General features: G+C 72.1%; 12 protein-coding genes. 10 read left to right on the top strand and 2 right to left on the bottom strand.

Annotated elements, in window-relative coordinates:
- Positions 1–4: 4 nt before the first annotated feature.
- A complete protein-coding gene (fxsT, locus tag ACTEI_RS04585) occupies positions 5–2,425 on the bottom strand; it encodes an FxSxx-COOH system tetratricopeptide repeat protein (RefSeq protein WP_122976501.1) in 2,421 nt (806 codons plus the stop codon).
- A gap of 95 nt (positions 2,426–2,520) precedes the next feature.
- Between fxsT and ACTEI_RS04580 the strand changes: the two genes are divergently transcribed.
- Positions 2,521–2,835 carry an STAS domain-containing protein gene (locus ACTEI_RS04580; RefSeq protein ID WP_122976500.1) on the top strand — a complete coding sequence of 105 codons (315 nt, stop codon included), beginning with the start codon at positions 2,521–2,523 and terminating at the stop codon, positions 2,833–2,835.
- A 9-nt stretch (positions 2,836–2,844) separates the two neighbouring features.
- On the opposite strand, the gene ACTEI_RS04575 is transcribed toward ACTEI_RS04580, so the two are convergent.
- Positions 2,845–4,176: an MFS transporter gene (locus tag ACTEI_RS04575; RefSeq protein WP_122976499.1), complete on the bottom strand. Its 1,332-nt coding sequence runs from the start codon at positions 4,174–4,176 to the stop codon at positions 2,845–2,847.
- A gap of 19 nt (positions 4,177–4,195) precedes the next feature.
- On the opposite strand from ACTEI_RS04575, the gene ACTEI_RS04570 reads away from it, so the two are divergent.
- From ACTEI_RS04570 to ACTEI_RS04530, 9 genes are all read left to right on the top strand, one after another.
- A complete protein-coding gene (locus ACTEI_RS04570; RefSeq protein ID WP_187645917.1) occupies positions 4,196–5,158 on the top strand; it encodes a GlxA family transcriptional regulator in 963 nt (320 codons plus the stop codon).
- 69 nt (positions 5,159–5,227) lie between these two features.
- Positions 5,228–6,895 carry a GspE/PulE family protein gene (locus tag ACTEI_RS04565; RefSeq protein ID WP_122976497.1) on the top strand — a complete coding sequence of 556 codons (1,668 nt, stop codon included), beginning with the start codon at positions 5,228–5,230 and terminating at the stop codon, positions 6,893–6,895.
- 168 nt (positions 6,896–7,063) lie between these two features.
- Entirely contained in the window at positions 7,064–8,164 is a 1,101-nt protein-coding gene (locus ACTEI_RS04560; protein ID WP_275412252.1) for a type IV pilus twitching motility protein PilT, read from the top strand.
- A gap of 2 nt (positions 8,165–8,166) precedes the next feature.
- The gene (locus ACTEI_RS04555) at positions 8,167–9,399 is read left to right on the top strand and encodes a type II secretion system F family protein (RefSeq protein WP_122976495.1); all 1,233 of its coding nucleotides are present in this window, start codon (positions 8,167–8,169) and stop codon (positions 9,397–9,399) included.
- Positions 9,400–9,527: 128 nt separating this feature from the next.
- The gene (locus ACTEI_RS04550; RefSeq protein WP_122976494.1) at positions 9,528–10,031 is read left to right on the top strand and encodes a type II secretion system protein; all 504 of its coding nucleotides are present in this window, start codon (positions 9,528–9,530) and stop codon (positions 10,029–10,031) included.
- An 87-nt stretch (positions 10,032–10,118) separates the two neighbouring features.
- Positions 10,119–10,904, top strand: a complete 786-nt coding sequence (locus tag ACTEI_RS04545; RefSeq protein ID WP_122976493.1) for a prepilin peptidase — start codon at positions 10,119–10,121, stop codon at positions 10,902–10,904.
- Between the two features lie 36 nt (positions 10,905–10,940).
- Positions 10,941–11,963, top strand: coding sequence for a type IV pilus assembly protein PilM (gene pilM, locus ACTEI_RS04540; protein ID WP_122976492.1), 1,023 nt, complete (start codon positions 10,941–10,943; stop codon positions 11,961–11,963).
- The gene (locus ACTEI_RS04535) at positions 11,963–12,670 is read left to right on the top strand and encodes a PilN domain-containing protein (protein WP_122976491.1); all 708 of its coding nucleotides are present in this window, start codon (positions 11,963–11,965) and stop codon (positions 12,668–12,670) included. Before pilM ends, ACTEI_RS04535 begins: the two co-directional genes overlap by 1 nt.
- Complete coding sequence (locus tag ACTEI_RS04530; protein WP_122976490.1) at positions 12,670–13,263, top strand: type IV pilus inner membrane component PilO; 594 nt, start codon at positions 12,670–12,672, stop codon at positions 13,261–13,263. Before ACTEI_RS04535 ends, ACTEI_RS04530 begins: the two co-directional genes overlap by 1 nt.
- The last annotated feature ends 7 nt before the right edge of the window (positions 13,264–13,270 follow it).

Genomic DNA, 13,270 nt, shown 5'->3' with positions numbered 1-13,270 from the left:
CGGGTCACAGCGGCGGCAGATCGATGTCGGTCTCCAGCCGCTGCCCGGCGGCGGTCGCCCGGAACACCGGGTGGCCGTCGCCGTACGCCTTGGCCAGCGCGGCCAGCGCCTGCTGACGGGCCGCCCGGTCGCCGTCGGTGAGCGCCAGGTTCCACGCGCAGGCGGCGGTGTCCGGATGGTCGGCGCCGCGGACCACCCGGGACCGGCGCAGGGTGTCCGCGGCCAGTTCCCGGGCCCGCTGCGCCTCACCGGCCGCGAACAGGTCCGCGGCCAGCCCGTTGGCGCAGCTGAGCGTGAACGGATGATCGGCGCCGACGCTGCGCCGCAGACCGCCGAGCACCTCCTCGTCGATGGTGCGGGCGTCGGCGTGCCGGCCGGCCGCGCGCACCACCCCGGCCAGGCCCGCCGAGGCGGCCAGGGTGAACGGGTGCTCGTCGCCGAGCACCGCGTGCAGCCGGATCACCGCGCGCTCCAGCAGCTCGTGCGCGCCGGCCAGGTCACCGGCGGCGCGGGCGCAGTTGGCCGACGAGACGGCGGTGGCCAGGGTGTCGACGCTCAGGTCGCCGAACCGCTGCCGGCACGCCGCCAGGGTGGCGGCGGCCAGCTCACGGGCCTCGGGCAGCCCGCGGCGGTGCGCGGCCATCGCGGTCAGCCGGCCGGCCCAGAGCGCGAACGGGTGATCCTCGGCGACGTGCTCGGCGTGCCCGGCGAGCACGGCGGCGACCCCGGCGTAGTCGCCGAGCCCGAACAGGTCGTAGGCGAGCGCGGCCCGCGACGCCCACGTCTCCGGGTGCCCGTCGAGGAGGACCGCCTGCCGGTGCCGCAGGGTCTGCTCGTCCAGCGCCCGGGCGCCCCGGAAGTCGCCGAGCAGGCGCAGGTCGATGCCGAGGTTGTTGGCGCAGCGCAGCGCGGTCGGGAAGCTCTCGCCGAACAGCCGCCGGTACCGCACCAGGTTGTCCGCGTCCAGCTGCCGGGCCTGGCCGAAGTGGCCCTGCATCCGCAGGTCGCCGCCGACGCTGTTGGCGGTGGCCAGGGTGGCCTCGTCGTCGGCGCCGAACACCTCCCGCTGGGTGCGCAGGGTGTGCAGGTTCAGGTTCCGGGCCTCGGCCGTACGGCCCACCGCCCGCAGCGCGTTGGCCAGATGGAACGAGGCGAGCAGGGTCTGCTCGGCGGACTCGCCCAGCGCGTCACGCCAGCGGGTCACCGCGGCGCCGGCCAGTTCGCGGCTGGAGTCGTAGTCGCCGCGGGCGTAGTGGAACCGGATGCAGTTGATCACCAGCTGGCGCGCCTCCTCGGCCTCCCCGCCGAGCAGGTCGGAGTGGATCAGGTGCGGCGCCAGCTCGGCGTAGCGGTACCAGCCGGCCGGGTTGTCCGGGTCGCCCGGGTCGGCGGCGGCCAGCATCCCGCGCACCGTCCGCAACAGCCCGGCGTGCCGCTGGGAGCTGAGCTCCTGGCCGAACATGCCGCGGATCAGCGGGTGCACGGTGAGCCGCTCGCCGGAGGGGTCCAGCCCGGCCAGCCCGAACCGGGCGATCCGCCGCATCGCGGCCCGCAGCCGGCGCTCCACCCGGACGGTGCGGGCCACCTCCTCCTCCAGCGGCAGGGTGCGTGCCGCCCAGAGCAGCTGCCAGGAGATCGGGGCGCTGGCCAGGAAGGTGCAGAGTTCGAGCAGCACCCGGTCGGCCGGGGCGGCGCGGTCGAGGGCCTCGGCGGCCAGCCCCCAGGCGACCCGGATCGGGGTGGGGAAGGCCAGCTCGGCGGCGCGCCGGTCGTACCGGTCGAGGTATTCGTCGACGGGCCAGCCGGTGGCGGCGCGTACGGCGGCCGCCAGGTCCAGCGCGATGGGCACGTCGCCGAGCCGGTCGGCGAGCCGGTCGGCGTCCGCCGCGGACAGCTCGGTGACCCGGCCGCGGAGCAGGTCGACGGCGTCCGAGCGGTCGAACACCGGCACCGGCAGCACCTGCGCCACCTCGGCGGTCCAGCGCGGGTTACGGCTGGTCACCAGCACGTGCCCGGCGCCGGACGGCAGGTACGGCATGATGTCCTCGGGCCGGTTGGCGTTCTCGAAGACGACCAGCCAGTGCCGGTACGGCTCGCCCCGGCTCAGCGCGTCACGGACCGCGCCCAGGGTGCGGTTGAGGTCGCGGGCCTCGGGCAGGCCGAGCTTCTGGGCGAGCCCGGCCAGCGCCGCCCGCATCCCCGCGCTCTGCTCCGCCGGGATCCACCAGACCAGCTCGTAGGCGTCCGCGTGGCGGTAGGCATACTCCACCGCCAACTGGGTACGACCGGTACCGCCGAGCTGGTGGTCCGGGCTCGGCAGCAGCACCACCGGACCGTTGCCGAGCAGACCGCGCACGCGGGTGAGCAGTTCCTCCCGGCCCACGAAGCGGGGGTTGCGCGGCGGCAGACCGCCACGGATCGGCACACCGTGCTCCTCACATCTTGGTGATGCCGATTACCGTACGTGGAACCCCCGCGGCAGCAAAGCGGGCGCGCTCCTGCGAGACGGAAGGCCCCCCGGTGATCGAACAAGTGACGAGCCTGGATGCGGACGGTGACACCACCACCGTCTCGCTGCGCGGGGAGATCGACGTGCTGACCGTCGAGCAGGTCCGCGTGGCGCTGGGTGAGGCGGTGGCCGGCCGGCCCGGCCGGATCGTGGTGGACATGGCCGGGGTGGCGTTCATCGACTCGACCGGGCTGGGCGCGCTGATCTCCGGGTTCCAGCGGGCCCGCGATCAGGCGATCGATTTCCGGCTGGCCCGGCCGAGTGCGAGCGTGCGGCAGATCCTCGTGCTCAGCGGCCTGATGGAAGTGGTCCAGGTGATTCCGTAGGCCCCGGCGTCACGCGTCGGCCGGGACGGCCAGCCCGAGCCCGGGCGCGACCGGCTTGAGGTGCTTGCCGGCGAAGAGCATCAGGCTCAGCAGCGAGGCGAGCAGGGCGAGCGCGCCGGCGCCGTACCAGGCCCAGGTGTACTCGCCGAGCTGATCGCGGACCAGGCCGGCCGCGGTGGCCGCGACCGCCGCGCCGATCTGGTGCGAGGCGAACACCCAGCCGAAGACGACCGGCCCGGCCGCGCCGAAGTACTCGCGGCACAGGGTGACCGTGGGCGGCACGGTGGCCACCCAGTCCAGGCCGTAGAACAGGATGAACACCAGCATCCCCGGGTGCGCGACGGCGGCCAGCAGGGACGGCAGGACCAGCAGCGACAGCCCGCGCAGCGCGTAGTACGCGCCGAGCAGGATCCGGCTGTCCACCCGGTCGGTCAGCGCGCCGGAGGCGATCGTGCCGACCACGTCGAAGACGCCGACCAGGGCGAGCAGACCGGCCGCCGTGGTGGCCGGCATGCCGTGGTCGTGCGCGGCCGGGATGAAGTGCGTGCCGACCAGTCCGTTGGTGGTCGCCCCGCAGATCGCGAAGCCGCCGGCGAGCAGCCAGAAGGCCCGCGTCCGCGCGGCGTCGCGGAGGGCGCCGAGGGCGAGCCGGGCGGCCCCTCCGGCCGGCTTCGCCGGCACTTCGGTGACCCCGCCGAGGGCGGTCACCCCGAGGTCGGCCGGGTGGTCCCGCAGACGCCAGAGGATCAGCGGTACGACCGTCAGCGCGACCACCGTCACGGTGAGCGCCGCCGTGCGCCACCCGTTCGCCTCGGTGATCCGGGACAGCAGCGGCAGGAAGATCAGGTTTCCGGTGGCCCCGCCGGCGGTGAGCACCCCGGTGACCAGCCCGCGGTGCCGGACGAACCAGCGTCCGGTGATCGTGGCGACGAAGCCCAGCGCGAGCGAGCCGGTGCCGAGCCCGACCAGCACGCCCCAGCAGAGCATCAGCTGCCAGCTGGAGTTCATCCACACCGTCAGCCCGGAGCCGAGCGCGACCAGCGCCAGGGCGGCGGCGGCCACCCGGCGGATGCCGAACCTGGCCATCAGCGCCGCGGCGAACGGCGCGGTCAGCCCGTAGAGCAGCAGGTTCACCGAGACGGCGGCGGAGACGGTGCCGAGCGACCAGCCGAACTCCTCGTGCAGCGGCTGGAGCATGACCGACGGCGTGGAACGGAAGCCGGCCGCGCCGATCAGCGCGACGAACGCGACCGCGGCGACCGCCCAGGCGGGATGAAAGCGTGGTTTCACGGTCCGATTCTGGGTACGCCGGCCCGCCCGGACGAGTGGCCAGTAGGCCATCGTGCGCAAGAATCGGGCCATGCCGCATGTGATCGCCGTTCTCGTCCTCGATGCCGTCGTCCCCTTCGATCTCGGCGTCCCGGCCCAGGTGTTCGGCGCCGCGCGGCACGGGGTGGCCCGCGGGCGCCCCTACGAGGTGCTGTTCTGCGGCGAGGGCACGGTGCGCACCGCGGCCGGTTTCACGGTGACGCCGGACCATCCGCTGAGCGCCGCCGAGCGCGCGGACACCGTGCTCGTCCCCGGCATCAACGCCGGCGGCCCGGTCACCGACGGCACGCTGCCCGAGCCGGTCCGCGCGGCGCTGCACTCCGCGGCCGATCGCGGCGCCCGGATCGTGTCGATCTGCACCGGCGCCTCGGTGCTGGCCGCGGCCGGCCTGCTGGACGGCCGCCCGGCCGCCACGCACTGGGGCTGGGCGAAGCGGATCGGCGGGCTCTACCCGCGGGTCCGCTGGGACTTCGACGTGCTGTTCATGGACGACGGCGACGTGCTGACCTCGGCCGGGGTGGGCGCCGGGGTCGATCTGTGCCTGCACATCGTGCGGTCCGATTACGGGGCCGAGGTGGCCAACGCGGCGGCCCGCCGGTGCGTGGTGCCGCCCTGGCGCGACGGCGGCCAGGCGCAGTACATCGAGCGCCCGGTGCCGCCGGCCGCCGGGTCCGGCACCGAGCCGACCCGGGCCTGGGTCCTCGACCGGCTGAGCGAGCCGGTCACCCTGGAGGAGATGGCCCGGCACGCCCGGATGAGCGTGCGCACGTTCACCCGGCGGTTCCGCGACGAGACCGGCTCCAGCCCGCGGCAGTGGCTGCTGCGCCAGCGGGTCGAGCACGCCCGGCTGCTGCTGGAGTCCACCGACCTCGCGGTGGACGTGGTGGCCCGGCGCTCCGGGCTGGGCAGCGCCGCCGCCCTGCGGCAGCATCTGCACGCCACGATCGGGGTCGCGCCGTCGGCGTACCGGCGGACGTTCCGGCACGCCGGGTAGCAACTCAGGTTTGCGACGCGATGTCCGATGGAGGGGTGTATACCCCGTGCCGCCGCGCTTGAGGATTCCATGGATCAAACCTTCCGTCCGCTGCTCGATGCCCTGAAGCAGATCGGCGTCGACCCGCACGCGGTCGACGCCGCGGCCGAGGAGGCGCAGCGCAGCGGCCGTTCGGTACGCGCGGTGCTGATCAACGACCAGGTGGTCACCGAGGAGCAGCTGACCCAGGCGGCCGCCGCCGCGTTCGGGATCAACACCCTCGACCTGGTCGGCTTCACCCCGGACCCGACCGCGCTCAAGCGCATCCCGCTGCCGGTGGTGCTGCGGCACCGGGTGCTCGGCCTGGCCATCAACGACGGCGAGCTGGTGGTCGGCGTGACCGACCCGGCCGACGTGGTGGCGCTCGACGACGTCCGGGCCGCCACCGGCATGACGGTGCGCCCGGTGGTGGTGGCCCGCAGCGAGGTGCGGCGGATCATCGAGCGCCTCCAGCGGGAGGACAGCGATCTCGGCGACCTGGCCGACGCCGGGCTGGACGACTCGGCCGGCATGGCCGCGCAGCAGACCAGCGCCGACGACGCCCCGATCGTCCGGTACGTGAACAGCCTGATCGAGCAGGCGGTCATGAACCGCGCCTCCGACCTGCACCTGGAGCCCACCGAGGACGACATGCGGGTGCGCTACCGGATCGACGGCGTGCTGCACGAGGTGGACGTGGTGCCGCGCGGCGTGATGGCGGCGCTCACCTCCCGTCTCAAGATCATGTCGGGCGTCGACATCACCGAGAAGCGGGTCCCGCAGAACGGCCGGATCACCGCGCTGATCCGGGACCGGACGGTCGACCTGCGTACCGCCACGCTGCCGACGGTCTGGGGCGAGAAGATCGTGCTCCGGGTGCTCGACACCGGGGGCATCGACCTGGACATCGGCAAGCTGGGTTTCACCGAGCACAACCTGGCCCGGTTCTCCGCGTCGTTCAGCAAGCCGCACGGGATGGTGCTGGTCACCGGCCCGACCGGCTCCGGCAAGTCGACCACCCTGTACGCCACCCTGGGCCGGATCAGCAAGCCCGAGGTCAACGTGATCACCGTCGAGGACCCGGTCGAGTACCGGCTGCGCGGCATCAACCAGGTGCAGGTGAACGCGAAGGCCGGGCTGACCTTCGCCGCGGTGCTGCCGGCCATCCTGCGCTCCGACCCGGACGTGGTGCTGATCGGTGAGATCCGGGACGGCAACACCGCGCAGATCGCCGTGGAGGCCTCGCTCACCGGCCACCTGGTGCTGTCCACCCTGCACACCAACGACGCGCCCGGCGCGGTCACCCGGCTGACCGAGATGGGCATCGAGCCGTTCCTGGTCGGTTCGTCGCTGGACTGCGTGCTGGCCCAGCGGCTGGCGCGACGGCTCTGCGACTGGTGCAAGGAGGCGTACGCGCCCACCGAGGAGGAGGTGCTCGGCGCCCGCTGGCCGCTGGAGGACCTGGCCTTCCCGGAGGTGCTGTACCGGCCGGTGGGCTGCCGCAACTGCGCGAACACCGGCTACAAGGGCCGGATCGCGATCCACGAGGTGATGCCGATCAGCCCGGAGATCGAGTCGCTGACCATCCGGCGCGCCTCAGCCGGTGAGATCCGCGAGGTCGCGCTCGCCCAGGGCATGTACGAGCTGCGCGCCGACGGCCTGGCCAAGGCGGCCGGTGGCCTCACCTCGGTCCGGGAGATCTCCCGGGTGGCCGTCTGACCGCTGTCGCGGACACCGCCGGTGGCCGTCCGGGCCCGGCGCCGGCGTCCGCGGTCCGCCGCTGCACGGCACCCGAGTCGCTACTAAACCGGGTGACCGCGGTGCCGATTCAACAGGCGTCGGAACGCGAGCGAGAGGGCCGGGACAGTGGACACGATCGAGCACGAGGTGCGGCAGCCGCATATGGCGGCCAGCCCGGACGACCTCGCCGTGCTCGACCAGCTGCTGATCACGCTGGTCGAGTCGCGCGGCTCCGACCTGCACCTGACGGTGGGGTCGCCGCCGATGATGCGGGTCGACGGCTCGCTGCGCCCGGTTCCCGGCTACGGCAAGCTGAACGCGGCGGACACCGAGCTGCTGGCCCGCGCCGCGGTCACCCGCACCCAGTGGGAGACCTTCCGGCGCGAGCAGGAGATGGACTTCGCGCACAGCATCGTCGGCGTCTCCCGCTTCCGCGGCAACCTGTACATGCAGCGCAACTCGTGCGGCGCGGTGTTCCGGGCCATCCCCCACAAGATCAAGCCGCTGGACGAGCTGGGCATGCCGGAGTCGGTGGGCCGCTTCGCCCACCTGCCGCGCGGTCTGGTGCTGGTGACCGGCCCGACCGGTTCCGGCAAGACCACCACGCTCGCCGCGATCCTCGATCTGGCCAACCGCAGCCGGGCCGAGCACATCATCACCATCGAGGACCCGATCGAGTTCCTCCACCCGCACAAGCGCAGCATCGTCAACCAGCGCGAGGTGGGCTCGGACACCGAGACCTTCGCCAGCGCGCTCAAGCACGCGCTGCGCCAGGACCCGGACATCATCCTGGTCGGTGAGCTGCGCGACCTGACCACCACGGCGACCGCGCTGACCGCGGCCGAGACCGGTCACCTGGTACTGGCCACGCTGCACACGCAGAGCGCCACGCAGACCATCGACCGGGTCATCGACATCTTCCCGCCGCACCAGCAGTTGCAGATCCGCGCGCAGCTGGCGGCCAGTCTCCAGGGTGTGATCACCCAGGCGCTGGCGCCCAAGGCGGACGGCAAGGGCCGGACGGTGATCTGCGAGATCCTGACCGCGACCCCGGCCATCCGGAGCCTGATCCGGGAGGGCAAGTCGCACCAGATCCCGTCCTTCATGCAGGCCGGCAGCAACGAGGGCATGCTCGCCTTCGACCAGCACCTGGCCGAGAAGGTGCGGGAGGGCGTGATCACCATGCAGACCGCCCTGGAGATCAGCCACTCGCCGGAAGAGCTCAAACGACTCGTCGGGCGGGGCTGACCATGGCCGTCAACAAGGTCTTCACCTACAGCACCATCGACGCCTCCGGCAAGAAGGCCAAGGGGACCATCGAGGCCCCCAACGAGGCGGCGGCCACGCACATGCTCCGGCAGCGGGGCGAAATGCCGCTCGGCCTGACCGAGGCCGGCCAGGGTCTGCAGCGCGAGCTGAAGATCCCGGGCCTGGGCAACCGGGTCAAGCTCAAGGATCTGGCGGTCTTCGCCCGGCAGTTCGCCACGATGACCTCGTCGGGCATGTCACTGCTGCGTTCGCTGTCGATCCTGGAGGAGCAGACCTCGTCGGCGCCGTTGAAGAAGGCGATCGGCGAGGTGCGTACCGACGTGGCCGCCGGTGGCGGGCTCTCGGCGTCGATGGCCAAGCACGAGCGGGTCTTCCCGCGGCTGATGGTCGCGATGATCCGGGCCGGCGAGACCGGCGGCATGATCGACCGGGCTCTGGAGCAGATCGCCGAGAGCCTGGAGAAGGACACCGCGCTCCGCGGCAAGATCAAGGGCGCGCTGACCTACCCGGCGATCGTGCTGGCCTTCACCTTCGTACTGATCGCGGCGATGTTGATCTTCATCGTTCCGATCTTCGAGGGGATGTTCAAGAGCCTCGGCGGCGAGCTGCCGGCGATCACCCAGTTCCTGGTCACGACCAGCCACAACATGTGGTGGATCGGGCCGCTGGTGCTGGCCGCCGGCATCGGCGGCGCGCTGACCTACAAGCGGCAGCTGCGGACCAGCGCCGACTTCCGGCTGAAGGTGGACCGGCTCAAGCTGCGCCTGCCGGTCTTCGGGCAGTTGTTGCAGAAGCTGGCGATGAGCCGGTTCTCCCGCAACCTCGGCCTGCTGCTGAACGTCGGCGTCCCGGTCATGCAGGCGCTGGCGGTGGTCGGCGAGACCACCGGCAACGAGGTGATCAACATCGCGATGAAGGACGTCCAGGCCACCGTGCGTGACGGCCAGCCGATGTCCACCGCGCTGCGCAACCACAAGATTTTCCCCGAGATGGTCAACCAGATGATCGAGGTCGGGGAAGAGAGCGGTCAGATCAGTCAGATGCTCGACAAGGTTGCCGACTTCTACGACAGAGAGGTCGACTCCGCTGCCGAGTCCCTGGCCGCGTCGATCGAACCCATCATGGTGCTCGTCATGGGCGCCGTGGTCGGCGGCATGGTGATCTGTCTCTACATGCCGATGTTCTCGGTCTACCAGAACATCCAGTCGAACTGACACCGGCGTGCGACGAGGCACGCGAGCAGGACCCGGCCGCTCCCGACGGCCGGCGCACCACCTCACGGGCACCCGAGCCCGGATTCCCCTTCCCCGCTCCACTCCTGATGCCCACGGAGGCACCCCACATGCAGAACGTCACCGCCCGCCTGGCCGCCAAGAAGAACGAGCTGCGCGCCAAGCAGGCCGACGAGGGCTTCACCCTGATCGAGCTCCTGGTCGTCGTGGTCATCATCGGCGTCCTCGTCGCGATCGCCGTCCCGGTCTACCTGAACTACCGCGAGGGCGCGGCCGACAAGTCGGCGCAGTCCGACGTGCGCGGCGCCATCAGCGCGGTGGAGCAGTTCTACACCAACAACGGCAACCAGTACCCGGCGTCCAAGGACACGGCCGGCGGCTCGTCCCTGACCCTGCCGGGGATCGGCGCCAACGGTTCGCCGGCCACCATCACCCTGTCGGACAAGACCGAGCTGGGCTACGTGCTGGTTCCCGCCGGTGCCACCAACACGACGCCCACCTACAAGATCTGCGCGAAGAACGCCGGCGGCAGCGGCAAGTGGTATCGCTACGACTCCTCGGCCGGCGGCTCGGTCCAGGCAGTCAGCGGCTCCCTGACCCGGGCCACCTGCTGATCCACCGCACCATCGACGCGGGTGGCGCCCCTCCGGCGCCACCCGCGTCGTTCCCCCCGGCCACGCTCGACAAGGAAGGAGCCGGCCATGCCACTGGCCCCGCTGCTCATCGTCGTCGGCGTGCTCGGTCTCGCGATCGGCTCGTTCCTCAACGTCGTGATCCACCGGGTGCCCCGTGACCAGTCGCTGGTCCACCCCGGCTCGCACTGCCCGGCCTGCGGTCACGCGGTCCGGCCCTGGCACAACGTCCCGGTGCTCGGCTGGCTGCTGCTGCGCGGCCGGTGCGCCGACTGCGCCACCCCGATCAGTGCCCGCTACCCGCTGGTCGAGGCCGGCACCGCCGTCCTGTTCGTGGCGGTGGCCGCCCGGTTCGGCTGGTCCTGGGCGCTGCCCGGCTACCTCTACCTGGCCGCCGTCGCCATCGCCCTGGCGTTGATCGACCTGGACGTCATGCGGCTGCCCGACCGGATCGTCCGGCCGTCGTACCCGGTCGCCGCCGCCCTGCTCGTCCCGGCCGCCCTGCTCACCGGCGATCCGGGCGCCCTGCTGCGCGGCGCGCTCGCCGCCGGCCTGCTCTACCTGATCTACCGGGTGCTCGCCCTCTGGGGCATGGGCCGCGGGGACGTGAAGCTCGCCCCGCTGCTCGGCCTGCACCTGGGCTGGCTCGGCTGGGGCGCGGTGGCGGTCGGCACCCTCGGCGCCTTCCTGCTGGGCGGCCTGGTCGCCGCGGTCCTGCTGCTGGTGCGGGCGGTCGGCCGCAAGAGCCGGGTCCCGTTCGGCCCGTACATGCTGGCCGGCGCGTTCCTCGCGGTCTTCGCCGCGACGCCGATCACCGACTGGTACGCCGGGCTGCTCATGCCCGCCACCTACTGACCGATAGCTCGTGTAGGAAGGAAGAAAGGAAGACCGATGGCTGGCGCAACACCGATCGGGCTGGACATCGGCTCGTCCTCGATCCGGGCGGTCGAGGTCCGCCGCTCCAAGGACGAATACTCGCTGACCAACTTCGGGCAGATCCCGCTGGCCCCGGGCACCGTGCACGGCGGCGTGGTGCAGGACCCGGTCACCGTCACGAGCGCGCTCAAGCAGCTCTGGGCGGCGTCGCGGTTCGGCACCAAGCGGGTCAGCCTCGGCGTGACCAACCCGCAGCTGGTGGTCCGCGAGATGTCGATCGCCAACCTGCCGGCCGGTCAGATGCGCCAGGCCCTGCCGTTCCAGGTCAAGGACGCGTTGCCGCTGGCGGTGGAACGCTCGCTGCTGGACTTCTACCCGCTGGAGAAGCCGGGCGAGAGCGCGACCGTGCGCGGCCTGCTGATCGCCATGCCCAAGGACGCGGTGGTCGACCTGGTGCAGGCGGTGGAGCGGGCCGGCCTGCACGTGACCGGCGTGGACCTGGCCTCGTTCGCCCTGCTGCGCGCCGCCTCCCGGCTGGACACCCAGGTCGAGGCGATCGTCGACATCGGCGCCGACCACACCAGCGTGGTGGTGCACGCCGACGGCGAGCCGCTGTTCGTGCGTACCCTGCCCCGCGGCGGCGCCGAGATCACCAGCAGCATCGCCACCCGGCTCGGCGTCCCGGCCGCCGAGGCCGAGGAGCTCAAGTGCCGGTACGGCCTGCACGGCGACGGCAACCCGGACAGCGTGGCCGCGATCACCGACGCGGTCCGCCCGCTCGCCAGCGAGCTGCGCAGCTCCTTCACCTACCTCGCCTCCGGTGAGCGGCAGAAGCAGGTCACCCGCCTGTCGCTGTGCGGCGGCGGCGCGCTCATGCCCGGTCTCGCCGAGCACCTGCAGGAACAGCTCGGCATCGGGGTGATGTACGCGGACAGCACCTCCCGCCTGCGCGACACCCGCCGCGCCCGGGAGCGCGGATTCGACAGTTTCGTGCCGTCGGCGGCCGTGTCGATCGGTCTCACCCTGGGAGCGGCCTGATGACCACGACCGCACTGATGCCGCTGGACCCGAGCGTCTCCCCGCGGCACGCGGCCCGCATCCTGCCGATCCGCGCGAACCTGCTGCCGCAGGACATCAGTGACGGCCGGCGGGCCCGGCGCACCCGCGCCGTCGTGCTGAGCGCCGCCTTCCTGGTGCTGGCGCTGCTCGGCGGCTGGTACTGGCACGCGACCACCGCGAAGCAGGAGGCCGAGAAGGAGTTCGGCCAGGTCACCCGCCAGATCACCGCGGTGCAGAGCCAGCAGGGGCAGTTCCAGAAGCTGACCCAGACCAAGAACAGCAACAAGGTCATGGAACAGCAGCTGGAGAAGCTGCTCGCCAAGGACCTGTCCTGGCAGAACCTCTACGACCTGCTGCGCAGCACCGGTGACAAGGCCGGCGTGGAGCTCACCGGGATCACCGGGGGGCTCGCCCCGGACGACGCCCCCGGCAGCGCCGCCAACACCGGGCTGGGCCAGCTCAACGTCACCGGCACCGCCCCGGACAAGAAGGCCGTCGCCAAGTACGTCGACGCGCTCGCCAAGCTCACCTACGTGACCGACCCGTTCGTCACCAGCGTCACCCAGCAGGACGATCCGGAGCGGCAGGACGAGCCGGAGGTCGAGTTCACCCTGACCCTGCTGATCACCGACAAGGGGCTCTGCGGCCGGTTCAGCGCGGCGCAGTGCAAGGCCGGAGGCAAGTGATGAACGTACGCCGTACCGACCGGATCTGGCTGTTCGGCGGCCTCGCCGTGATCGCCCTGCTGATCGCCGCCGGCTGGTTCCTGCTGATCAGCCCGAAGTACACCGAGGCGTCGGACGTGCGCAGCCAGGTGGACGACACCACCGCCCAGCTGGCCACGCTGCGCCGCCAGCTGTCCGACCTGAAGGCCGACAACGCCAACCTGAAGAAGTACCAGGACGAGCTGGCGAAGAACCGCAAGGCGCTGCCGGACGGCGACGACATCCCGGCCCTGCTGCGCCAGCTGCAGAACATGGGCACCAAGCTGGACGTGGAGGTCACCGCGTACTCCGCCACCGGGCGCACCCAGAGCAAGGCGGTGAGCACCGTGGAGGAACTGCCGATCACGCTCAACGCCGTCGGCAAGGTCGCCGACATCAGCAGATTCGTGAAGCAGCTGCAGGGCTCGCAGCCGCGCGCGGTGCTGATCCAGACGGCGAACCTGACCATCGACGGCCGCGAGGCCGACGGCTACGACCAGACCGAGATGGCGCTGACCCTGGTCGCCTTCCGCAACACCGCCACCTCCACCACCACGGTGGCCACCACCCAGTGACACCCGG

The organism is Actinoplanes teichomyceticus ATCC 31121 (assembly GCF_003711105.1).
GTDB lineage: Bacteria > Actinomycetota > Actinomycetes > Mycobacteriales > Micromonosporaceae > Actinoplanes > Actinoplanes teichomyceticus.
This window is presented reverse-complemented; position numbering and strand designations above follow the sequence as displayed.